General features: G+C 68.5%; 19 protein-coding genes. 7 read left to right on the top strand and 12 right to left on the bottom strand.

Going from position 1 to position 22220, the window contains the following annotated elements; translation table 11 throughout:
• Window positions 1-5: 5 nt before the first annotated feature.
• The 3 genes from NE236_RS39200 to NE236_RS39190 are packed head-to-tail and all read left to right on the top strand — an operon-like array spanning window position 6 to window position 5892.
• Window positions 6-3983 (top strand): hypothetical protein, encoded by a 3978-nt coding sequence (locus tag NE236_RS39200; protein WP_252847377.1) that lies wholly within the window; start codon window positions 6-8, stop codon window positions 3981-3983.
• Window positions 3980-5563: a PfaD family polyunsaturated fatty acid/polyketide biosynthesis protein gene (locus tag NE236_RS39195; protein WP_252847362.1), complete on the top strand. Its 1584-nt coding sequence runs from the start codon at window positions 3980-3982 to the stop codon at window positions 5561-5563. Before NE236_RS39200 ends, NE236_RS39195 begins: the two co-directional genes overlap by 4 nt.
• Window positions 5560-5892 carry a hypothetical protein gene (locus NE236_RS39190; protein WP_252847361.1) on the top strand — a complete coding sequence of 111 codons (333 nt, stop codon included), beginning with the start codon at window positions 5560-5562 and terminating at the stop codon, window positions 5890-5892. Before NE236_RS39195 ends, NE236_RS39190 begins: the two co-directional genes overlap by 4 nt.
• Before the next feature lie 45 nt (window positions 5893-5937).
• On the opposite strand, the gene NE236_RS39185 is transcribed toward NE236_RS39190, so the two are convergent.
• The 3 genes from NE236_RS39185 to NE236_RS39175 form a co-directional block, all read right to left on the bottom strand.
• Window positions 5938-6708, bottom strand: coding sequence for an acyl-CoA thioesterase (locus NE236_RS39185; protein ID WP_252847360.1), 771 nt, complete (start codon window positions 6706-6708; stop codon window positions 5938-5940).
• Window positions 6709-6943: 235 nt separating this feature from the next.
• The gene (locus NE236_RS39180) at window positions 6944-7552 is read right to left on the bottom strand and encodes an RNA polymerase sigma factor (protein WP_252847359.1); all 609 of its coding nucleotides are present in this window, start codon (window positions 7550-7552) and stop codon (window positions 6944-6946) included.
• Between the two features lie 195 nt (window positions 7553-7747).
• On the bottom strand, window positions 7748-9235 hold the full coding sequence (locus NE236_RS39175) for a DHA2 family efflux MFS transporter permease subunit (RefSeq protein ID WP_252847358.1): 1488 nt from the start codon (window positions 9233-9235) through the stop codon (window positions 7748-7750).
• 761 nt (window positions 9236-9996) lie between these two features.
• Here NE236_RS39175 and NE236_RS39170 point away from each other — a divergent pair.
• Window positions 9997-10983 (top strand): phosphotransferase family protein, encoded by a 987-nt coding sequence (locus NE236_RS39170; protein WP_252847357.1) that lies wholly within the window; start codon window positions 9997-9999, stop codon window positions 10981-10983.
• A 188-nt stretch (window positions 10984-11171) separates the two neighbouring features.
• Here NE236_RS39170 and NE236_RS39160 read toward each other — a convergent pair whose 3' ends face one another.
• The 7 genes from NE236_RS39160 to NE236_RS39130 form a co-directional block, all read right to left on the bottom strand.
• Window positions 11172-12065, bottom strand: a complete 894-nt coding sequence (locus tag NE236_RS39160) for an alpha/beta hydrolase (RefSeq protein ID WP_252847356.1) — start codon at window positions 12063-12065, stop codon at window positions 11172-11174.
• A 39-nt stretch (window positions 12066-12104) separates the two neighbouring features.
• Window positions 12105-13307: an alpha/beta fold hydrolase gene (locus tag NE236_RS39155; RefSeq protein ID WP_252847355.1), complete on the bottom strand. Its 1203-nt coding sequence runs from the start codon at window positions 13305-13307 to the stop codon at window positions 12105-12107.
• An 11-nt stretch (window positions 13308-13318) separates the two neighbouring features.
• Window positions 13319-13564: a hypothetical protein gene (locus tag NE236_RS39150; protein WP_252847354.1), complete on the bottom strand. Its 246-nt coding sequence runs from the start codon at window positions 13562-13564 to the stop codon at window positions 13319-13321.
• A gap of 211 nt (window positions 13565-13775) precedes the next feature.
• Complete coding sequence (locus NE236_RS39145) at window positions 13776-14249, bottom strand: winged helix-turn-helix transcriptional regulator (RefSeq protein ID WP_252847353.1); 474 nt, start codon at window positions 14247-14249, stop codon at window positions 13776-13778.
• Between the two features lie 73 nt (window positions 14250-14322).
• On the bottom strand, window positions 14323-15162 hold the full coding sequence (locus tag NE236_RS39140; protein WP_252847352.1) for an MBL fold metallo-hydrolase: 840 nt from the start codon (window positions 15160-15162) through the stop codon (window positions 14323-14325).
• Between the two features lie 167 nt (window positions 15163-15329).
• Entirely contained in the window at window positions 15330-16331 is a 1002-nt protein-coding gene (locus tag NE236_RS39135; RefSeq protein WP_252847351.1) for a zinc-dependent alcohol dehydrogenase family protein, read from the bottom strand.
• Window positions 16332-16750: 419 nt separating this feature from the next.
• On the bottom strand, window positions 16751-17599 hold the full coding sequence (locus NE236_RS39130; RefSeq protein ID WP_252847350.1) for an MBL fold metallo-hydrolase: 849 nt from the start codon (window positions 17597-17599) through the stop codon (window positions 16751-16753).
• A 245-nt stretch (window positions 17600-17844) separates the two neighbouring features.
• Between NE236_RS39130 and NE236_RS39125 the strand changes: the two genes are divergently transcribed.
• Entirely contained in the window at window positions 17845-19767 is a 1923-nt protein-coding gene (locus NE236_RS39125; protein ID WP_252847349.1) for an MDR family MFS transporter, read from the top strand.
• Window positions 19767-19913 carry a hypothetical protein gene (locus NE236_RS39120; protein WP_252847348.1) on the top strand — a complete coding sequence of 49 codons (147 nt, stop codon included), beginning with the start codon at window positions 19767-19769 and terminating at the stop codon, window positions 19911-19913. The genes NE236_RS39125 and NE236_RS39120 overlap by 1 nt, the downstream gene beginning before the upstream one ends.
• 33 nt (window positions 19914-19946) lie before the next feature.
• On the opposite strand, the gene NE236_RS39115 is transcribed toward NE236_RS39120, so the two are convergent.
• Entirely contained in the window at window positions 19947-20774 is an 828-nt protein-coding gene (locus tag NE236_RS39115; RefSeq protein WP_252847347.1) for a carbon-nitrogen hydrolase family protein, read from the bottom strand.
• A gap of 48 nt (window positions 20775-20822) precedes the next feature.
• On the opposite strand from NE236_RS39115, the gene NE236_RS39110 reads away from it, so the two are divergent.
• Entirely contained in the window at window positions 20823-21620 is a 798-nt protein-coding gene (locus tag NE236_RS39110; RefSeq protein WP_252847346.1) for a GntR family transcriptional regulator, read from the top strand.
• Between the two features lie 46 nt (window positions 21621-21666).
• Here the strand turns inward: NE236_RS39110 and NE236_RS39105 are convergent, their stop codons facing one another.
• Window positions 21667-22140: a MarR family winged helix-turn-helix transcriptional regulator gene (locus NE236_RS39105; protein ID WP_252847345.1), complete on the bottom strand. Its 474-nt coding sequence runs from the start codon at window positions 22138-22140 to the stop codon at window positions 21667-21669.
• Between the last annotated feature and the right edge of the window lie 80 nt (window positions 22141-22220).

Raw genomic sequence — 22220 nt, 5'->3', positions numbered from 1 at the left:
TCCTCATGCTGCTGCGAGGGGCGGACGGTGCGGCCCTGGGGCTGCAGGCCGCACGTGCGCGCGAGTCGCTGCTCGCGGGGCAGGATGCCGCCGCGGTCGCCACGCGCAGCCTCTTCGCCCCTCCGGATCGCTACATCGCCGCGCTGCTCGCCCCCGACCCGGCGACTCTCGTCCGCGAGCTGGAGGCGGCCGAACGTTTCCTGCCGAAGGCGGTGGAGACGAACGCTCCGTGGCGGTCGCCGAGGGGAAGCTTCTTCGTCCCCTCCCCTCCCGAGGGCCGGGTCGCCTTCGTCTACCCGGGGACCTTCGCCACGTACCCCGGTGCCGGCCGTGACCTGACACGGTTGTTCCCCGGCCTGCGGCCTCCCCAGGACCTGGATCTGGCGGCGTTGACGGCGGACGGGCTGACCGAGGATCTCGGCAGGCTCGTGGCGGCCGGTGTGTGCATCGGAGACATGCACACACGTGCGCTCCGCGATGTCCTGGGTATCCGGCCGCATGGCGGTCTCGGGTACAGCCTGGGCGAGCTCAGCATGCTCTGCGGCATGGACGTCATGTCCGCCGAGCGCGCCGACGCCGGGACGATCCTTACGACCCCGGTCTTCCGCGAGCAACTGCACGGCCGCTGCGAGGTGGTGCGCGCCGCGTGGAACCTGCCCGAGGGACTGCCCGATGCCGAGGTGTGGGCAAGCTTCGTGGTCTTCGCCGACGCCGACCGGGTACGGCAGGCCCTCCACGGACGAGCCAGGGCCTTCCTGACCCACGTCAACACCCCGCGCGAGGTCGTCATCGCGGGAGCGCCCGGCGAATGCCGGAAAGTGATCGCCGATCTCGGCTGCCCGGGATTGGAGGTCGCGAAGGGTGGGGTGTTGCATACCCCGGTCATCGATCCGGTGGTTGCGGATCTGGAGGTGCTCACCGCTCTCCCGCCCGGTGTCCCCGACCCCGCGATGGAACTGTTCTCGGCCTCCGATCCCGGCGGCTTTCCACTGGCCGACAGACACGGGACCGTACGCCGGGTCGTCGGCATGCTGCGGAATGAGGTCGATTTCCGGCACCTGGTCGAGACCGCTTATGCGCGGGGCTTCCGGTGGTTCATCGACGTCGGGCCGGGAACCGACGCCGGCCGCTGGATCGGCGAGACGCTCGGCGACCGTCCGCACCTGGTGTTTCCGGCTGACCGCCGCGGAACCCCGGCGGCGACCAACTGGCTGAGGCTGCTGGCCGGGCTGGCAGGAGCTGGAATGGATCTCGACCCCAACAAGGTCGTCGCCTTTCTGGCGACGGCGGCTCCCGGCAGCGTGGTCGTGGAACACGCGGCCGAGGCACCGGCGGCCGGCGAAAACGGGTCCTGGGAGCGGGCACCGCAGGAGAAGACGATGGAGAGGAACGGCGTGAGCCTGCGAGCTCATGACGGAGCCGGCCCGTTCGTACAGCTGGGCGCGACCGTCGCGGCCGCACACCGATCCGCGCTTCGCCTCCAGTCGGCGATCGCCGAGCGCAGCCTGCTCGCCCTTGAGCAGGACCGGACGCCGGTGCTCGAACCACCCCGGCAACAGCCTCCCGCGAACGCGTACGCTGCCCCCGAGTCCGATACGTCCAGTCCCAGTCCCAGTCCCGAGGTGATCTGGACCGAGGCGGACATGGTGGAGTTCTCCACCGGAAAGGTCGCCAACGTCTTCGGCCCCGAGTACGCGGCCATCGACGAGATGCCGGCCAGGGTCAGGATTCCCGCGCCGCCGTACCAGTTCATTTCCCGGGTGACGGAGCTGCGGGCCACACCCGGCAAGTTCGAGCCGTCGTCCATAACGACCGAGTACGACGTGCCGGAGAACGCCTGGTACTCGGTCGACGGCAAGGTCCCGATCGGCGTGTTGCTTGAGGCGGGGCAGTCGAGCCTGCTGCTCGTCAGCTACCTCGGCGTCGACTTCCGGGCGCGGGGTCGGCGGGTTTTCAGGTTGCTCGGCGGCACCGCGGTCTTTCACGACAGGCTGCCGGCGGGCGGGGAGACCATGCGTTACGAGGTCACCATCACTCGCTTCGTCTGGCGTGACGATCAGCTGATGTACTTCTTCGACGCGCGCTGCTACGTCGGGGACCGTCTCATCCTCGAGGGGAAGGACGGGTGCGCGGGCCTGTTCACGTATGAGGAACTGGCCGAGCCGCAGGGCGTGATCATCACCACGGCCGACCAGCGGCGGCTGGAGCAGATGACGAGGTCCTGGTTCAAGCCGCTCGCCGAAACCGAGCGGACGGCGTTGACCAGGGGGGACCTCGAAGCCTTGGCGGCGGGCAAGCCGGGCACGGTCTTCGGGCCGGCCTTCGACCAGACCGACGACGGGTGCAACTCTTCGATGCGGCTCCCCGCGGGGGACATGCTGCTGATCGATGAGGTGACCGGCATCGACCGCCGGGGCGGGCCCCGCGGTCTCGGCAGGGTGTCGGCGGTCAAGGAGATCAGGCCTGACGACTGGTACTTCGCCTGCCACTTCCCCGGCGATCCGGTCATGCCGGGCTTCATGGTCCTCGAGGGCGCCACCCAGGTCCTGCAGGTCTACGCGCTGTCGCTCGGGCTGCATCTGGTCCTCCCGGACGCGGAGTTCCAGGCCCTTCCGGGGCGTCGTATGTCCCTCACGTTTCGCGGCCAGGTCACACCGGACGTCGACCGGATCCGCTTCGAGGCGGACATCACCGAGATCACGCTGCTGCCGCGGCCGACCCTCGTCGGCGATGTCACGGTCTACCTCGGAGACCAGCCGATCACCGTGATCCGCGACTTCGGGCTCCAGATACGGGAGAAGCCAGGCGTCCCGGTCGGGCCGGAGGCGGGTGGGCGGCCCCGGTCGTTCCTCGGGCGCCGCAACGCCAAGGGGGAACCGGCGCTGCTCAACGAGCTCCACCTGGCCCATTTCGCCAAGGGCGATCTGGCGGTGGCGTTCGGACCGGAGTTCGAGGTGTACGAGGGGCGGCAGGCCATCCGGCTGCCCAACGGCGATTTCCAGTTCGTCGACCGGATCATGGAGGTCCGCGGCGAGCGTGGGGCGGCCCGCGACGGGGCGTCCTCGGTCATGGAGTATGACTTCGCCGCCGACGGTTGGTACCACCAGGATCGGTCCCAGGCCGATATCTCGAACTGTGTGCTCATGGAGACCTCGCTCCAGGCCGCGGTGTCGACCGGCTACCTGCTGGGCGGCAGTCTCGAGACGCCCGAGCTGGACCTGTGCCTGCGGAACCTGGGTGGGCGTGCGACGCTCCTGCGCGAGGTCGATCTGCGGGGTCGCACGCTCCGGCAGGAGACCGAACTGCTTAGCCACCAGCGCGTCGGGGACACGCTCCTGCAGAACTACCGGTACCGGAGCCTGGTCGACGGCGAGGTCTTCTACGAAGGGGAGTCGCTCTTCGGGTACTTCACCGCCGAGGCCATGGCCGCGCAGAGAGGTCTGGACGACGGCACCTACGTGCCGCCGTGGCTGGACTCGCAACGGCAGGAGCCCGGCGGCTGGGACGGGGAGGTCAGGAAGGTCGACCTCGCGCGGCATCCCCGCATCCCGCATCTACGGATGATCGACGAGGCCGAGATCGCGATGGCCGGGGGCGAGCACGGTCTGGGGTACCTGCGCGGTCGCAAGACGATCGACCCCGCGGACTGGTATTTCGCCTGCCACTTCCACGGAGACCCGGTGATGCCGGGCTCGCTCGGCGTCGAAGCGCTCTACGAGGGCCTGCAGATCCTGACCGTGGAGCTCGGCCTCACCGATTCCATGGCGGAGCCCGTGTTCGGGATCGTCCCCGGCGTCCCGCTGGACTGGAAGTACCGGGGGCAGATCCTGCCGGACGACGGAGAGATGCTCCTCGACGTCCATCTCAAGCGGGTCGACCGCCGCGACGACCGGCTGATCGTGGTGGGCGACGGCAGCATCTGGAAGCCAGGGCTGCGTATCTACGAAGTGACCGACATCGCCGTGGAGGTACGGGCGCGATGACCACTCACCCTGCGGAGACCCTGCCGGAGGACGCGCTCGCCGTGGACCCCGAGGGCATCTACGCCATGCTCGGCCGGCTCGACCGGCCCTGCCATGTCATCTCCGGACCGTCCGGGACCGGGCTCGCCACGCGTCTCCCCGGCCCCGGCGAACGGCTGCTGGCGGCGGCCGGGCCGGTCCTCCCCGAGACGCTGGGCTCGCACGCGTTCCGGCGAGCGCACGGCGTACGCCACGCATACATGGCGGGCGCCATGGCCGCGGGCATCGCGTCCGAGGACCTGGTGATCGCGCTCGCCCGGGCGGGCTTCATGTCCTCCTTCGGAGCCGGCGGCCTCCGGCCGGAACGTGTCCAGCAGGCCGTGGCCCGTCTCGAGACCGAGCTCGGCGGCCTCGGCTACGCGGTCAACCTCCTGCACTCGCCGAACGAGCCCGCCAACGAACAGGCCGTGGTGGACCTGTGCCTGGCCCACCGCGTGCGCTGCCTGGAGGCGTCGGCGTTCCTGGGGCTGACTCCGGCGCTCGTCCGCTACCGGGTGGCGGGGCTGGTACGTGACGGCGCCGGCCGGGTGTCGGCGACCAACCGGGTCATCGCGAAGATCTCCCGGCCTGAGGTGGCCCGGCACTTCCTGCTCCCCCCGCCCGAGAGCATGCTGGCCGACCTCGTCGCCGCGGGCGTGGTGAGCAGTGAGCAGGCCGAGCTCGCCCGCGGCGTGCCGATGGCCGATGACATCACCGTCGAGGGTGACTCCGGAGGCCATACCGACCGGCAGCAGTTGATGACGATGTTCCCGATCATCCGCGACCTGCGCGACACCGTGCACCACGAACGGCCCGAGCTCGCCGAGGTCCGGCTGGGCGCGGCGGGCGGTATCGGTACTCCGGAGGCGGTGCTGGCGGCGCTTGTGCTCGGCGCCGACTACGTCGTGACGGGCTCGGTCAACCAGTCCTGCGTGGAGGCCGCCACGTCCGAGCGCACGCGCCGGCTGCTGGCCACGGTCGACCCGACCGACGTCGACATGGCCCCGTCCGCCGACATGTTCGAGTACGGGGCGCAGGTCCAGGTCGTCAAGCGGGGGTCGATGTTCGCCGTGCGCGCACGGCGGCTCTACGACCTCTATCAGCGGCTCGGCGGTCTGGAGGAGCTGTCGCCCGCGGAGCGCGAATGGCTGGAGGGTCAGGTCCTGCGGCGGCCGGTCGAGGACGTCTGGGCCGAGACTGTCGCGTTCTTCCAGCAGCGCGACCCTTCCCAGATCGAGCGCGCGCTGAACGAACCCAAGCGGCGGATGGCGCTGGTGTTCCGGTGGTACCTCGGGCTGTCATCGCGATGGGCGGTCCTGGGCGACCCCGACCGCGCCACCGACCAGCAGATCTGGTGCGGTCCCGCGATGGGCGGTTTCAACGCCTGGGTCAAGGACAGTTACCTGGCCGCCCCCGACAACAGATCCGTCACCGACGTGGCGCTCCATCTTCTTCGCGGGGCGGCCTTCGGTGCACGCGTGAACCAACTGCGCATGGCCGGGGTGGAGCTGCCGGCCCGGTCCGCGCGCTATCGGCCGATGCCACTGGAGATGACATCATGACGATCGTCAGCGAGCCGGACCCTCGGGTCGACCCGCGCCCGCCGCAGTGGGCCCGGTGCCCGGGCGTACGGATCGACGCCGGGCAACTGCCGGGCAGCCTGGTGTCCCCGCAGTACGATCCGCTGATCGCCAAGCTGGTGGTCTGGGGCAGCGACCGCGGGCACGCGCTCGACCGGGCGGCCCGAGCCTTGGCCGAGTGCCGCGTCGAAGGCCCGGGGCTGGCCACCACCATCGCCCTGCACCGTGAGATCGTCGAGGATCCCGAATTCCGCAAGGGCTCGGTCACGACCGGCTTCCTCACCGCCCGGTCGCGGCGTGCGCCCGCCTGACGAAGCCCGGTCGGCCGGCACCGGCCGATGCCGGCCGACGGAACCTCACCCCAGCACTCGGCGTGTCTGCCGGGAGCTCGCCAGCAGGACCCCGTCCCGGCTCCAGAGCGATCCGGACTCCACCAGCCAGCCCGCGCCGACACGCTCGGTCGCCACCTCGACGAGAGACCAGTCCTTGGCGTCCATCTGGTCGAGCCCGTCGGTGAAATGGAACGCCGCGTCAACAGAGGGGATGGGAATGAACTCATGGTTCAGCGCCCACAGGGACGGAGGAATCGCGTCGAGGAAGATGAGCGCATCGGCCACCGCGGACGGCGATGGGTCCTTCGCCGTGAGCCAGACGCGGATCCGCGCCGTCCCAGCCTCCTTCGGGTCGAGCAGCACGTTGTCGGTGGGCCGCATCCCCAGGTGCTGGGCGTAAGGCACCATGGCGGTCAGGATGTCGGCGGCGTCCTCGCAGTCCTCGGGCGGCGGCACCGCGGGCATGCCGACGCCCTGGTGGGTGAGGCCGTCACCGGCCGCGCCGAACAGCGATGTGGTGAGAACCGCGGGCTTCCCCTCGTGCGTCAGCCTGGCGGTCACGACGGCGCTCGAACGGCCCTTCCGGACGCATTCCACGGCGGCGTGCAGGTCGCCGTCGGCGATCGGGGTCAGGAAGGAGGCGTGTACCGAACGTGGTGCGAAACCGGCCGCGTGGGCACCGGTGTGATCTCCGAGAAGAGCCAGAGTACGGCCACCGTGTGCCCCGGCCCATGACCACCACCCGCGGTCGATGGAGGGAATGACGACGTCAGTACGGGGGAGGTCTTGCTGCATGTTGCATCCTCGGGTAGATGAGGAGATGCTCGAACGATGGGCGTCCGAGCTGTCAGGTGAGCGGGACGGAAATTGCAATCGGGGTCAGGGGATGGGATGCCGACGAACGGTGTGATCGATAACGGTGAGCAGGGAGAGCACCACGATCAGGTAGCGGAATGCGGGCAGGAAATGGATCTCACCGACGAGTTCCGCGACGCGGTCGGGCCTATGCCGGAAAGCGTGCTGCGCACTTCTATCGCAGCGGTTCGCAGAGCTCTCGAGTCTGTGCCCGACCCTTCCGACCGTCGTCATCCCTGACATATTCGGCCAGCCGTCGCAGGATCCGCTGCCGGGTGGGACCGATCGTCCCGACGGGCATCCCGAGCATCTCGCCTATCTGCTGGTAGCTTGGGCGGGGCTCCCTTGAGAGCAGTTCCATCAGCGCCTGCTGGCGTGATGGGAGTTCGCGGAACCCGCGTAGCAGTGCCGACCGCCGGGCGTCGGCGATCGCGAGCTCCTCCGGAGTGGCGACCTGGTCGGAGGGTGGATCCACCTCGATCAGAAATGGGACGAGCATACTGCGCCGGGCGTGTTTGGTCAGCCGGAGGGACTCCCGTCGTGCCGTCGTGACCAGCCAGGCGGAGAGCCGGTCAGGTGAATGGAGCGTGGCCAGTCGGCCGACCAATTGGGTCCAGGTGTGCTGGCATACGTCCTCACAGTCGGCCTGCGTCAAGCTGAACGAGCGGGCGACCGTCCATACCAGGGGGTTGAACAGACGGACCAGCTCTTCCCATGAATTCGGTTCTCCGGCGATGCAGCGTTCTATCACAGCCGTTGTACTCGGCTCATCGTGCTCTGGCAACGTTCCCCCTTTCCCATGTGGTTGATCTGGCGGAGACGAATGGTTGGCGTGGGTACTCTTTCTAGCCAACAAGGTACGTTTCGGACAAGCCGATTTGAGGTATTTGTCGGGATGTTATCCGATGTTTAACAGGTCTGACATCTAAGAGTCCGAGATAGGGTCGTCGTACTCCGGGCGGCCGACTTGTCGGCGGTGTCAGCGGTGGTCGGCGCCTGTCGGCGAAGGCAGGGGGGCGTCGTCCTCGGCCTCCATCGCGGTCTCCGGCGAGGCCGTGGGCCCGGGGACCGCCGCGGACGGCTGCACGGCGGTCGGTTGCACGGCGCGGGCGCGGGGGATGAGGATGGCGGCCGGGACGGCCAATGCGACCGCCGCCGTGCCGGCCCACATCGCGGGCACCAGGCCGTCAACGAACGCCTGCCCGTTCGTGTAACCCCCCATGGCGGAGAAAATCGCACCGAGCGCCGCGATCCCCATGACGGTGCCGAGCTGCCGGAACGCGTTGTTGGCACCGGAAGCGACGCCCTCGAGATCCCGGTCCACGAATCCGAGCGCCAGCCTGGCGATCGGTGCGAAGAACAACCCCATGCCGATACCGCAGATGACGAAGCCGGGAACCAGACGCGAATAGGCGACCGTCGGCGTCAGAACCACGGTGAGCCAGCCCAGGCCCACAGCCTGCAGCGCCATGCCTGTGATCAGCAGGACCCGGCCCCCGACACGGTTGCTGATGACCCCCGCGACCGGTGACACGATGAGCGGCATGCCCGTCCACGCGAGGGTGCGCAGGCCGGTCTGGAGGGGTGAGTACCCCTGGACCGTCTGCAGGAACTGAGCGAGCAGGAAGACGGCGCCGAGCGTGCCGAAGCCCATCAGCATCCCCACCGTGTTCGTCGCGCTGAACCCGCGATTCCGGAAGAGCCGCATGGGCAACATGGGAGCGGACGCTCGGAGTTCCCAGGCCACGAACGCCGACAGGAGCACGGTGCCGCCGATGAGTGAGGCGATCACCTGCGCGCTCGACCATCCGGCGTCGTTTCCCCGGATCAGGCCGAGAACGATGCCGAACAGCCCTCCGGTCGCGAGCACGGTACCCGGAAAATCGAGTGTGGGCGTCGCTCTCCGGCTTTCGGTGAGAAACGGAACGCAGACCAGCAGCAGCACTCCGGTGGGAACATTGATCCAGAAGATCCAGGACCACGAGGAATGCTCGATGATCGCGCCGCCGATGAGGGGGCCGAGAGCGATCCCAAGACCGCTGATCGCTCCCCAGATCCCCAGGGCCGCGCCGCGCCGCGCGGGTGGAACCGCGGCCGCGATCAGGGTCAGGGTCAGCGGAGCCATGATCGCCGCACCGACGCCCTGCACGGAGCGCGCGGCGACGAGCGCTTCGATTCCCGGCGCCATGGCGCACGCCGCCGAGGCCGCGGTGAAGATCGCCAGGCCGATGGCGAACAGCAGCCGGCGGCCGTACCGGTCAGCGACCGTCGCGGCGGTCAGCAGCAGTACGGCGAACGTCAGTGTGTAGCCGTTGGTCGTCCATTGCAGGCCTTCCATCCCGGTGTGCAGGTCGACCCGGATCGTCGGCAGCGCGGTCGTCACGATCAGGTTGTCCAGGGCGACCATGAAGATCGCGAGCCCGCAGATGGCGGCCGTCCAGAGTGCGGACGGTTTCCTACTGGTCATGACGCTCCTCGGATAGGGCGTATTCGCGTTCGGCGCAAGCACTCCGGACGTCTCCCGGGGTACGCGAGGACCGGTCCGGTGATGTCCGGCAGGGAGAGGTCGGCGATGGGTCCGTCGTAACCCGTGTCCCGGGTGGCCCATGACCGAGAGCACGGGCGGCGGCTCGTAGGCAGCCGTGAATGCCGCCGTCGGCCGTCGATTCGCGGGACCGGCCTCCGCGGGCCGGCGGCGCGGCCGGCGACCCGCTGCAATCGCTCGGCGGCAAGCGAGGTGCAACCGCTGCCGGTGCTGTGGGCGGGAAAGGAGCTTCGGGCATGAAAGTGCACGTGGGGGCTGTCACGTTTCACAACCTTTGCAGGGAGCCGCGGATCACCACGGCTTTGGCGGAAGACACCTCGTGGTCTAGGCGATCGGGTCTGAACCGTAGCTGATCCGTTCCTCCTTCGTCACCGTTGGCGACCGAAGATCGTTTGGGAGGCAGTACGCAGCCCGGCGGCGGAGGGTTCAACGGTTCTCGATCTTTTCGCGGATTTTTCCGGGAGGCTCACGAAGGTCGGTGCCTCGCCGGGAGCTTGTCGCGACGCGATCGCCGCCTACGCGACCGCGTGGTCGTGGCAGGGCCCTTGATCTCCTTGCCGGGATCAAGGTCCACCCGTGACCGGTGTCGCGCCGCCATGGGGGGACACGTCCGGGACGGGAATCCGCGTGGTCCTTCCCGTCCGGCCTGGACGATCAGGTGGCCTGGCCGCACAATCCGGACCGTGGAGAGCAGAACCAAACGGCGCCTGAGCGGAGCCGAGCTGGACGCGCTGACGCGGCGGGTGCTCGGCGCGGGCGTGATCGCGTCGACCGAGCTGACGGACGGGTTCGCCAACGCGGTGTGGAGGCTCGCCCTCGACGACGGCCGTGAGGTGGTGCTCAAAATTTCACCGCCTCCCGACCTGGAGCAGCTCAGCTACGAGCGCCACCTGCTGCGTACGGAGGCCGAGGCCTATGGACTGGCAGCGGCGGCGGGCGTGCCGGTGCCGCCGCTGCTGGCCGCGGTGTTCGACGAGCCAGTGCTCGGCGGGGACTGCCTGTTGCTCGGCGCGCTCGATGGCGTCTCGTGGAACACCGTCAAGCCGGACGGAGAGGATTCGCTTCGCCGAGAGCTGGGCCGCCATCTCGCACGGCTGCACACCGTCACCGGTGAGGTCTTCGGCTACCCGCATGCGGGGATCACCGGTGGCACGTGGCGTGAGGCGTATCTCGCGATGGTCGGGGCTCTGCTGGCCGACGTCGAACGGTACCCGACACCGTTGCCGCTGCCGGTCGAGAAGCTCCGAGCGGTGCTCACCGCCGCCTCACCCGTCCTGGACGAGGTGGTGACGCCGCACTTGGTGCACTTCGACGTCTGGCCGGGCAACGTCTTCCTCGACCTCACCACGACACCGCGGATTCAGGCCATCATCGACCACGAGCGTGCGTTCTGGGGCGACCCGCTGGCGGAGTTCGTCACCCCGACGATCTTCGGTGAACTGCACGAGGACGACCCGCTGGTGGCCGGCTACCGCGAGGTGACCCCGCTGCCGCTGACCCCGCCGGCCCGCGTCCGCCTCGACCTCTACCGGGCGTACCTGTACCTGATCCTCCTGGTGGAGAACGGACCCCGGCAGTACCCGGAGGAGGAGTACGCGCCCCTGCGCGACCTCGCCACCAACGCGCTCACCCAGGTGCTCGACCGCATCTCCCACAGCGGCGGTGCCTAGAGCCGTGTCCAGCACAAACGCGTCCGGGACCGGCGGGTTCCCAAACCCGCCCGGGATTGGAATGTGCCGGCGTCGGGTGCCGGATTCGTGACCCGTTTCCAGATCGACGGCGACTTCGCACGCCGCTATCCGGCGGGAGGGCCGGCGGCGCTCGCGGTGCTGAAACAAGGCCCGGGCCCTTGGGTCGACTAGTGCAGGTGGCGGCGGAACCAGGCGCGCGCCGCCGCGCTGGACTCCTGGAACCCGGATAGATAGGGATCGAAGTGGTCGCCTGGCAGCAGTACCAGCTTCTTCGGCTCCAGGGCACGCTCGAACGCGGCCAGCGCCAGGTCCGTGAGGGTGATGGTGTCGTGGTCGCCGACCACGAGCAGCAGCGGGGTGGGCGAGACGCGGCTGATCCAGGCGCCGGGTTCGTACATGCGGGCGGCGCGCGTGGAGCGTACGGTCACATGGTTCTCCCAGACGCCTGAGGGCAGCGGCTGGAGGTAGAAGTCGATCGCGTCCTTGCCCCGGTACGCCGCCGCCACGGCGGGGTCGTCGCTGACGACCGCCTGCGTGCGGGGCGGCTCGCCGCGGAACTGAGCCCGTTCATCCTCCGCGAACGCCTGCTCCAGGCTTGCGACGGCATCCGGCGGGACGCGACGCAGGCCCTGCTCGTATCCGCTGATCGTGGGCACCTGCGCGACCACACACCGCAGACGCCGATCGGTGGCGCCAAGGACGATGGCGTGGCCGCCGGCGTAGCTGGTGCCCCACAGGCCGATCCGGTCGGCGTCGACCTCGGGCCGGCTCTCCAGGAAGGAGATGGCGCGGCGCCAGTCGGCGATCTGCCGCCAGGGATCGACGTCCTGGCGGGGGAGGCCCTCGCTGGCCCCGAACGTGCGGTGGTCGTGAAGGAGGACCACAAAGCCATCCCGGGCAATGGCCTCGGCGAAGCGCTCCAGCCCGTGCTCCTTCACGCCGGCGAAACCGTGAGCCATGGTGACCGCCGGGTGCGGGCCGGGACCGTCCGGAATGAACAGCCAGCCGCGCAGCGTGATGCGGCCCTCCGCTGTGAAGGCGATATCAGTGCGTTGCATCATGTGTCATCCCCGTCGCAAGGCCGCAGCTTGTCGCACCGGCTATCGGTCGCCGTCATAGAAGTGCGCCGGGTCGATTCGGCCGCGCAGGCGGTCTCGCAGCTCGGCAGAGAAACGGAGCGCGGCGCCGAGCGGCCGGTGGTGGATCGCCGCGCGAACGATCTGCCCGCGCTCATCCTCGGTCAGGATGGTCACGCCCCGGATCTGCGTCCCGCCGAACGCCGTGGCCTCCCACTCCAGATAGGTGCGCGGCCCGCTGGAGCTCTCCTGGGTGAACACCAGCGAGTCGTAGATGCCGCTGGCCGTTTCCATCACCTGCTTGACCTGCTCACGGCCCTCGACCGGCCGGGTGAGCGTGTTCGCCTCCAGCACGACGTCCTCGGCGAATGCCTCCGCGAATGAGGCGGCGGACTTCTCGGCGAAGGCCACGGTCCACCGCTGCGGCCGTACGCCGCGCGTCGTGTTGCCCGCGGGATGCGTCTTGGCCAGGAACGCGTCCAGCAGAGCAGCGACGACAGCGGGCCGCTCGATGTGCACCCAGTGCCCGGCCCCGTCGACCGTGGCCGCCTCGACCGTGCCGAACCGCTTCAGCACCCCGTCGGCGACCATGTCCTCCGTGACGAATCCGTCGTCGGCGCCGCGGATCACCAGCACGGGGCCCGTGTAGCGGCTTGGCCGGTCTCCGTCCGGGTGGCCGGCGTTCCAGCAGTCCACCAGCGCGCGCACCACCTCGGGCCGCACCCGGCCGCCGATCACCGCGAGCCTGTCCAGGTCCGCCTCGCCAAGCCCACGGGACAGCTGTTGTCGAACCGTCCGCTGCGCCTGCGGGTCGCCGCCCAGGCTTCGGAAGGGCTCGACCGCCTCATCGGGCAATCGCGTGCCGGCGAGCGGAACGGGCGTCACCAGCACCACGCCGAGGGTGCGCTCGGGACGGGCGGCGGCCACCAGTTCCACGACCGGGGCGGCCATGCTCTGCCCGATGAGCGCCGCCGGCGTGTCGAGGGCGTCGACCACGGCCCCGACCTCCGAGGCGAACCGCTCCAGCGTGAACGGACCGCTCGCATCCGTGCGTTCGCCCATACCGGCCAGGTCGAGTTGCACCGTCTCGACGCCGTCGCTCCTGATCTCCCCGATTACCGCGTCCCAGACGTGCTGGTCGTCGAGGAATCCGTGGACGAAGACCAGTGCCCGATCACCCGCGCCGTTCCGCTGAAACCTGACGTCGGTGTCAGCGATGCGATCCATCTGCATGCAGCTCACTCCTTCCCAGGAGTCACCGTGGCTCCAGGCGCAAACCGCTCAGCCGTGTCCATGGGCGACCACCCCACCGCACGCTCGTCCAGGCACGTCATGCGCCTGCCCGGGGATGCGTCGAGCACGCCGTCGTCGAGCGGAATGGTGAGGATGCCGGCTACGAGGGTGTCATCGGCGGTCACGCGACCCAGGACCGGCAGAGCCGCGGTGTCGACACGCCCGCGGTCCAGATAGAGCGTTGTGGTCATTCCCCAAATCCATCGGTCGAAGCGCAGAGGCCGAGGAGTATCGGCTCGCGGCATCCAGGCTCAAGGAGGTGGCAGCCACCGCCGGGTGCACCTGATGGGCGGTGTCGGCGGCAATGCAGGACCCCGCAGCTGTGGATCGTCGAGACTTGGACCCCCGGCTCGGCGTGGGGTCGGCGATCCGGGACCATGGCCGGGGGAGACTCGCCACACCTCAGCGACTGGTGGAGCCCTCGCTCACGGGGCCGGCGAGATCCCAGTCCGCAGCGTTAGAGGTTCTTTCCACCTCATCCTCGCGAACGGGCCTGCCGCACGTCTCGCAGATGACTCGGGGGCGGACCGGGTGGCCGTGATGCGTGACACTGAGAGGGGGATCCTTGACGGCCCACTTATCCCCCCAGGCGCGCAGCGCCGACAGAACCGGTACGAGCTCCCGGCCCGCTTGAGTGAGGTGGTAGTCGTACCTGGGCGGATGCTCCTGGTACTGGCGCTGCTCAAGGACTCCTGCAGCGACGAGGCTCTTCAGCCGCGCGGCAAGGCGGTCGCGAGGGGCTCCGGTGTTGCGGACGATCTCGCTGAACCGGTGGTTGCCGAATATGACCTCGCGGACCGCGAGGAGCGCCCATCGGTCTCCCACACACGACAGCGCCGCGGCGATCGAGCAGGGGCGGCCGTGCTTGCTGTCCATGCACCTAAGGTTTGCACACCCGTCTCGTCGGGGTCTTCCACGGCCGGGCGACGGCGCGAAGCGGTCGGGCAGGTCATGACAGAAGTGCCAGCGCGCTGTACCAGACCGGGCTCACGTTGAGCCGATCTGGATAGAGCTGCAGCATCTGGTCGTAATACTCACGCGGGCTTGGCTTTGCTGCCAGTAGGCGCCGTGCGTCGAGCAGATAGTCGCGGGTCTGTTCCAGGATCGACGGGTCATCGGGCAGGTCTCTGTTCTTGTGGCCCGCGACAACTGTGCGCGGGAGCAGGGCAGCAACGGTTTCAAGTGCGGTGAGCCACTTCTCGATCCCGCCGCCGACGCTTTCAAGCAGGTACTGGTGAACTCCGTTGTATGCGACATCGCCGGCCACGACGAGGCCGATCGATGGCACGTGGAGGACGGTGGTGTCGTCAGTGTCAGTGTGGCCGGTCTCCACCGCCAGCAGGCGGTGGCCCTCCAGTTCGAACCCTCCTGTGGGAACCACTTGGTACACCACGGGACTGTCGGGAATGAGCCCGGGAAAGTCCACATCCCACATTTGTTCGCGTCCCTCGGTCGCCTGCTTGTGCATCAGCCGGATCGTGCCCTCGGTCGCATAGGGCACGGCGCCGGGGAATCGTTGCATCAGTAGATCGGTGCCGAACCAGTGGTCGCCGTGCCCGTGGGTGGCGTACATGTAAGCCAGTCGCCTGCCCCACTGCTCAATCCAGTCGCCGACCGCGTGCACCTGCTCGCGGGTGAACGGCGGGTCGACCAGGACCGCGTCCGTCTGGCCCAGGATCAGGGTGGATGCCAGTGGCGAGGATACGATCGGGCCTCCGTCGGGCAATCGCATGGATCGTTGACGGCGCACCCCATCGGAGACCAGCACGTCGTAGCGCAACTCCGTCACGTCACACCTCCTGGCTCTGCGGTCGCTCGCGGTGCGCACATTGACCGGGGATCAGACCTGGGATGCCCGCATCGGCGGCGAAATTCGCCGGCAGAGGCAGCCGACGGCGACCTGGCGTTCCTGCCGTGCTTCCGGCGCCGCGGCACGGTTGGCAAGACCGGTCCTCGCTACTTCTTTCCGGGAACAAGGAACACCTTTCCCTGCCGGCCCTTCTGCTCTGCGTGGGCTACGGCGTCACCGATCTCGTCGAGAGAGTATTTACGCCCAGGGGAGGTCTCAATAATTCCCTCACGCATAAGCGCCACGATATCCTCTCCCAACTGCCGTCGTTCTGCGTCGGTGAGCCTCGGAAGCCAGTAGCCGAGCCAGAAGACTTCCAGGATACGGCGGCCCGCCAGGATGTAGCGCGGGTCCTCACCAACACGGATCGGCTCGCCTGTCAGGGAGCCATATACCAGCATGTGTCCATCCTCGTGAAGCGCCTTGAAAATCTGGGTGCCGGTTTCTCCGACCACAGGATCGATGGCGTACTTGACGCCTTCGGGTCCAACGATACGTCGGACTTGTTCGTCGATCGGCCCCTCCGTGGACACAATGACGGCGTCAGCTCCCAGACGTTCCAGTTCGGCTGCCGATTCACGTCTGCGGACGACATTCACGGTACGGATACCATCGCGCTCGGCCAACCTGATGATCATGCGACCCAGTTCGGACCCTGCCGCGGACTGGAGGAGCCACTCACCTCTAGGGACCGCCAGCAATCGGCGGACCATGAGGATCGCGGAGGCCGGATTGATGACGAAGGAGGCCACTTGTTCATCGGGGATCTCATCGGGTACCGGGAACAGGTCACCCGCGGGGACAACGGCATAATCCGCCCAGTTTCCCCCTTGACCGTTGACAACCGATAGCCGCTGTCCGGTAGCGACGTTCTTCACCCCGGGCCCGATGGCGTCCACGATGCCGACGCCTTCAAACCCGACCGGCGCTGGAAACTGGGCTTCGACGCCCGCATAGTATCCCCGCACATACAAGAGATCAGACGGGTTCACTGGAGTCGCCAGAATGCGAACCCTTACCTGCCCGTCCCCAGGCTCAGGAAGAGGCACGTCTTCGGTTTCAAGAACCTCGGATGGCTCGCCATGTTGAGCGAATCGGATAGCTCTCATCCCTCAACCTCTCCTACGCGCGCCATCGCGCGCCATCGCGCGTCATGGCGTAGATCGGATCGGGCGGACGGTGCTGCCAGGCCTCGGCCTCCTCCATCACCTGCTCGGTGATCGATACGGCCGCGGCGGACAATTAGGGATCGAAGCGGCCCGCCCGGTTCCGCGGTACCGAAAGATCCGCTGGCCCGACCCTGGTCTGCACCCTGTTCTTGATGCTCCCATTGCCGAGCCGATCATCGACCAACTCGCCGACCCGGCGCCTCTTCGGATCCAGCGCCGTGGATGAAAGATCACTTACGGTAGCCGACGTCGCGTCGCCGACACTCTCGATCACGGACATCACTGCTTCCCCCCGATGACCCCGCAGGCCACATATTCCCCTAAAGCTCGCTCTGTACACGCTGCCCGCGGTGCGGCGGTCAGCCTTTGGCGGATCTCGCCGAGCCCCAGAGTGCGCCCTGGTTGACTCGGGTCGGGTGCAGTTCCAGCATGCCGCGGTAGAGGTCGAGGGCGGTCGTGGTGCGCGCGGCGAGCGTCTCGAAGTCCTGGATGTACTTTCGGGTCTCGGTGATGTTCTCTGGGTCGTCGGGGCGGTCGGGACGCTTGTGCCCTGCGATGACCGCTTGCGGGTCCAGCGCGGCGATGGTGTCAAGTGCGTGGAGCCAGGATCGGCGGCCCTCGGGGGGCGATTCGGCGAGGTAGAGGTGGACATCGTTGTAGACGGCGTCGCCGGCCACGACCAACCCGATGGACGGCACGTGCAGGCACGTGGTGTCGTCGGTGTCGGTGTGCCCGAGCCCCACGACGACGAGTTCGTTGCCTTCCAACTCCAGCCGGTCGCCGACCAGCGGCTCGGCCGCGACGAGCCTGTGGGGGATCTGGCCGGGGAAGCGCGTGTTCCAAAACGACGCGACGAACTCCGGCGCCATCTGCTTCTTCATCTGCGCCACCACGGCAGGTGCGGCGACGGCGCGGGCACGCGGGAAGCGATCGAGGAGGGCACCCAGCCCGAACCAGTGGTCACCATGCCCATGGGTGACGAAGACCGTGGTGAGGTTCTTACCGCTCGCGGCTACCCGGTCTGCCAGCCGACCGGCCTGCTCAGTGGTCATCAGCGCGTCGACCAGCACCGCGTCCCGCTCGCCTGTGATCAGCGTCGCCGTGATCGGCGACCACATGCGTCGGGGCAGGTCGGGCGGCAGGTCTGAGATCTCCGTCGGGATCGACGGTGTTGTGTGGACGCTCCAGCTCAGCGGTGCTCCAGGCATGATCATCTCCTCGGATTCCTCGTGTGGCTACGACGCAGCCGTCAGTGGACGGCGCGCGGCCGGTTGAAGCGCTTCGAGACGTAGCGTGGCGAGACCACTGGCCTCGTATGGTCGGCACGGCGTAGCCGTGTCCTGCGGGACGACGGGGCCTGGATGGCAAGGGCGATCCGTGGCCCGAAGGGATCCGTACCCGGAGATGCTGCGCCCATCGACACCTTTGAGTTCGTCCCGCATCGGCAGTCGGTTTGAAAATCAAACCCTTCGCTCTATGCTGGATCGGGCACCTGCCGGCAGGACGCGGAGCCGGGTTCCGGCGGCCGTGGCCGGCAGAGGGCCGCTGCCCCTTCATCCGCTTGACCAAGCGTTTCAACGACGACCTGGTGGACCAACACCTGCATCGGCCTCGGCGCTGGGGCGCTCCCTCGTGCCGTGGCGTGACAAGGAGCAAAGTACGCATGACGAAGTCCGCGTCCCCTGCCCCCGGGGGAACCGTCTCAGGCGTAGCCGATCCGGCATCACCCGTCAGACTCACGCATCGCCAGATCTTGACCATCCTCAGCGGCCTGCTGCTGGGGATGTTCCTCGCAGCGCTCGACCAGACGATCGTCAGCACCTCCATCCGCACCATCGCCGATGATCTGCATGGGCTCAGCCATCAGGCGTGGGTCACCACCGCGTACTTGATCACCTCGACGATCAGCACGCCGCTGTACGGCAAGCTGTCCGACATCTACGGGCGCAAGCCGTTCTTCCTCGCCGCCATCGGTGTCTTCATCGTCGGCTCGGCCGCGTGCTCGGTCTCTACCTCCATGATCGAGCTGGCCTCCTTCCGAGCGTTCCAGGGCATCGGAGCCGGCGGTCTGATGTCGATGGCGCTGGCGATCGTCGGCGACATGGTCCCGCCTCGCGAGCGCGCCCGGTACCAGGGCTACATACTCGCGACGTTCGGTTCCTCGAGTGTGCTCGGCCCGCTGATCGGCGGGTTCCTGGCCGGCCAGGGCAGCATTCTGACCATCACCGGCTGGCGCTGGGTCTTTCTGGTCAACGTGCCCATCGGCGTGGTCGCGCTGTTCGTCGTCGCCAAGGTGCTCAAGCTCCCACACACCCGGCGCGATCATCGCATCGACTGGTGGGGCGCCGTCACCATCGCGATCGGCGTGGTGCCACTGCTGCTCGTCGCCGAGCAGGGCAAGAGCTGGGGATGGACCTCGACCGAATCGGTCGTCTGCTATGCGATCGGCGTGATCGGCCTGGCGATATGGATCTTCGTCGAGCGGGCCATGGGCGACGAGGCGCTCATGCCGATGCGGCTCTTCCGCAACGCGGTATTCGCCAAGATGAGCCTGTTCTCCGTGCTCGTCGGCATGGGTTGGTTCGGCGGCATGATGATGATCCCGTTGTACCTGCAGATCGTGAAGGGCGTCACCCCGACCAAGTCCGGACTGCTGATGCTCCCGCTGATGGTCGGCATGCTCCTCGCGACCTTGACGGTCGGCCGTGTCATCCGCAGGACCGGCAAGTACAAGATCTTCCCGGTCATCGGATCCGCGCTGATGATCGCGGCGATGCTGCTCTTCCACTACCGCGTGCAGTGGAACAGCCCCCTGCCGGAGACCATGAGCTTCATGGCGCTGTTCGGGGCGGGGCTCGGCGGCTGCTTCCAGATCCTCACGTTGGCCATGCAGAACGCGGTCGAGCCCAGGGACATGGGCGTCGCCACCGCCTCGGCCACCTTCTTCCGGCAAATAGGCAGCACCGCCGGCACGGCGATCTTCCTCTCCCTGCTGTTCAGCACCCTCAGTACCAAGATCAGTTCGGCCTTCAAGGCGGCGTACGAGACGGCCCGATTCCAGCAGGCCGTCCATGACCCTGCCGTGCTCTCCAACCCGGCGAACGCACCGGTGCTGACCATGCTCGGACATTCGCAGCCGCGCGGCGGGAACGGCTCGGGCGTTCTCGATGACTCCTCGTTCATCCCGCACCTCGACCCGCGGCTGGCCCAGCCGTTCAAGGTCGGCTTCACGGAGTCGATGCACCTTGTCTTCCTGCTCGGTGCGGCCGTGATGGTCCTGGCCTTCCTGGTCGCGGCATGGACCAAGGGGGTGCCGCTGCGAAAGGTATCCGGACTGGAGGCAAGAGCCGCCGCGGAACGCGGTGCCGCAGCCTGATGACGGGCGTAATTGCTGAGCGGTTCGCTGAGCGCACCTGGGTCACGCTGATCGAGGCGGTTCCCGGGGGCTGGGGCATCGGCGGTCACGCCTACACCAACGAGGAGATCGTTCAGCACGTGCGCGAACTGCTGGGCAAGGGCTGACCTCCGGGACGGGCCGGCGCCTGCCCTGAAGGACTAGAGGGTCTCGGCGCCGTCGTCCGGCGTCGTGGTGGTGAATCTCCGGTTGGCCAGGACCGGGACCGCCGCCCGGGCCGTGCGCACCTCGTCCGGATCGATGTCGGCCACCAGCAGGCCGGGATCCGCGCCGAGACGGGCGCGGACCTCACCGAGCGGTGAGACCGCCAGGCTGTGCCCGATTCCGGACGGCGCGGCGCCGATCGGGCGCCGCCCGATCGTCTCCGGATCGGCTTGACCGCACGCGAGCACCCAGCTCGTGCTGTCCAGGGCGCGAGCCCGCACCAGCAGCTCCCACTGGTCCCGCTTGCCCGGGCCCGCGCCCCAGGAGGCGGCGAGCAGGGTCGCCGTGGCGCCGCGCGCGGCCAGCGTGGTGAACAGCTCGGGGAAACGTACGTCGTAGCAGGTCGCCACGCCGAGGGTGACACCGTCCAGGTCGAAGGTCACCGGACGCGTCCCGGGGGCGACGGTCTTCGACTCGGTGAAGCCGAAGGCGTCGAACAGGTGGATCTTGTCGTAGTGGTCGTCCAGCCCTGGCCCGGTGACGAGCAGGGTGTTGGTCACCCGGCCGTCGGCGGCCGGAGTGAACATGCCAGCGACCACCACGACGCCCGCCCGGCGGGCGAGGTCGCGTACGGCACCCGCCCACGGGCCGTCGAGGGGCTCGGCCACCGGCCCCAGCGGTATCCCGAAGCACGCCATGGTCGCCTCCGGGAAGACGACGACCCGGGCGCCCCGGGCCGCGGCGTCGGAGACACCGGCCTCGACCAGTGCCAGGTTCGCCGTCGGATCGGTCCCGGCGACCAGCTGACTCAGTGCGATGCGCATGGGCTTCTCCATCCGTACGGCCGGTACCCGTGTGGGTAGCATGCCAGCATGCCGCCCACCCGCCAGCACGCCGAACTCCGGCTGCAGCCCTTGCCGCACGCGTCGCGGTCGCTGGCCGAGCAGGTGATCTCCGAGGTGCGCCGGGCGGTGCACACGGGCGCGATGGTCCCCGGCCGGCTCTACTCGGTCTACCAGGTGGCCGAGCAGCTCAACGTGTCCCGGAGCCCGGTGCGCGAGGCGCTGCTGCGGCTCGCGGACGCGGGCCTGGTGCAGGTCGAGCGCAACCGGGGGTTCCGCGTCGTGCTGCCGCACCCGAGGGAGATCGTCGAGATCTTCGGCGTACGGCTGGCGCTGGAGCTGCCCGCCGTCCGGCGGGTGGCCGGCGGCGATTCGGCCGAGCTCGGGAAGTCCCTGCGGGCGACGATGGAGGAGATGGCGGCGGCGGTCGACGCCGGTGACGAGACGCTGTTCTTCCACCTGGACCAGGCCCTGCACGACCACATCCTGGTCGCGGCGGGCAACGGCCGGGCCCGCGCGATCGTCGGCGGCCTGCGCGACACGATGCGCATCCTCGGCACCTCGACCGACGACCGGTCCCGGACCCTGCGGCAGGTGCACGAGGAGCACAAGCCCATCGTGGCGGCCGTCGCCGCCGCGGACGCCGACGGCGCCGTACGCGCGATGCGGGCGCACCTGACCAACACCGGGCTCATCCTGGCCCGGCAGGCGGCCCGGGCGCAGGGCGAGCCGGTCGACGTGGACGCGCTGTGGGCGTCCATCGTCGAGGAGGACCAGATGGCCGCCTCCAAGGGGCTCAGCGGTCGTAGGCGGTCAAGGCACGTTTGACGGGCCGGCCGGTCACCACGCCCGATCGCGGCGGCCAGGGGCCTCGCTACCGAATCAGGTGATCACACTCTTCGGCGGCGCTTTCGTAACTGCCCAGAAGGAAGGTGTGGATCGCCGCCAGTTGGTCGCCGGAGAAGGCGGCCATCAATCGGCGGCTGCGGGCGTCGATCCCCTCGTAGAACGAAGCGATCCGTTCGAGTCCTGGGGCCGAGGCTTCGACGAGTACGCGGCGGCGGTCCTTCGGGTCCGGTCTACGCCGGACGTATCCCGCCTTCTCCAGGCGATCGATCATGTGCGTGACCGCGCCGGTGGTACGCCCGAGCTGAGAGCTGAGCGCTCCGGCAGTGGAGGCTCCGGCGCGGTCGAGCACGTGCAGGCAGAGCAGATCGGTCTGCGCGATGCCGAGATGCTGGGCGATCAGGTCGTTCAGGCGTCCCAGGGCTCCGGCGAGGTCAGTCATGGACGCGATGATCCGGTCGGCGAGTTCGTCGTTCTGATCGTCCTGCGGTTTGACGGGCATGCGGGGGTCCATTTATCTTCACGATTCAGATACTTAACTATGCAGCTACTGTATCCGATGCGTTGCTTCTGCGAACCGGA

Source organism: Actinoallomurus purpureus, assembly GCF_024055795.1.
GTDB classification, from domain to species: Bacteria; Actinomycetota; Actinomycetes; order Streptosporangiales; family Streptosporangiaceae; genus Actinoallomurus; species Actinoallomurus purpureus.
The sequence above is the reverse complement of the archived record's forward strand: the minus strand, read 5'-3'. Positions and strand labels throughout refer to the sequence as shown.

What these genes read in the sequence shown, in the direction of transcription:
- NE236_RS39200 (WP_252847377.1), top strand. Translation starts at nt 6, where the DNA reads ATGCTGCTGCGAGGGGCGGACGGTGCGGCCCTGGGGCTGCAGGCCGCA.
- NE236_RS39195 (WP_252847362.1), top strand. Translation starts at nt 3,980, where the DNA reads ATGACCACTCACCCTGCGGAGACCCTGCCGGAGGACGCGCTCGCCGTG.
- NE236_RS39190 (WP_252847361.1), top strand. Translation starts at nt 5,560, where the DNA reads ATGACGATCGTCAGCGAGCCGGACCCTCGGGTCGACCCGCGCCCGCCG.
- NE236_RS39185 (WP_252847360.1), bottom strand. Translation starts at nt 6,708, where the DNA reads ATGCAGCAAGACCTCCCCCGTACTGACGTCGTCATTCCCTCCATCGAC.
- NE236_RS39175 (WP_252847358.1), bottom strand. Translation starts at nt 9,235, where the DNA reads ATGACCAGTAGGAAACCGTCCGCACTCTGGACGGCCGCCATCTGCGGG.
- NE236_RS39160 (WP_252847356.1), bottom strand. Translation starts at nt 12,065, where the DNA reads ATGATGCAACGCACTGATATCGCCTTCACAGCGGAGGGCCGCATCACG.
- NE236_RS39155 (WP_252847355.1), bottom strand. Translation starts at nt 13,307, where the DNA reads ATGGATCGCATCGCTGACACCGACGTCAGGTTTCAGCGGAACGGCGCG.
- NE236_RS39150 (WP_252847354.1), bottom strand. Translation starts at nt 13,564, where the DNA reads ATGACCACAACGCTCTATCTGGACCGCGGGCGTGTCGACACCGCGGCT.
- NE236_RS39145 (WP_252847353.1), bottom strand. Translation starts at nt 14,249, where the DNA reads ATGGACAGCAAGCACGGCCGCCCCTGCTCGATCGCCGCGGCGCTGTCG.
- NE236_RS39135 (WP_252847351.1), bottom strand. Translation starts at nt 16,331, where the DNA reads ATGAGAGCTATCCGATTCGCTCAACATGGCGAGCCATCCGAGGTTCTT.
- NE236_RS39130 (WP_252847350.1), bottom strand. Translation starts at nt 17,599, where the DNA reads ATGCCTGGAGCACCGCTGAGCTGGAGCGTCCACACAACACCGTCGATC.
- NE236_RS39120 (WP_252847348.1), top strand. Translation starts at nt 19,767, where the DNA reads ATGACGGGCGTAATTGCTGAGCGGTTCGCTGAGCGCACCTGGGTCACG.
- NE236_RS39115 (WP_252847347.1), bottom strand. Translation starts at nt 20,774, where the DNA reads ATGCGCATCGCACTGAGTCAGCTGGTCGCCGGGACCGATCCGACGGCG.
- NE236_RS39110 (WP_252847346.1), top strand. Translation starts at nt 20,823, where the DNA reads ATGCCGCCCACCCGCCAGCACGCCGAACTCCGGCTGCAGCCCTTGCCG.
- NE236_RS39105 (WP_252847345.1), bottom strand. Translation starts at nt 22,140, where the DNA reads ATGCCCGTCAAACCGCAGGACGATCAGAACGACGAACTCGCCGACCGG.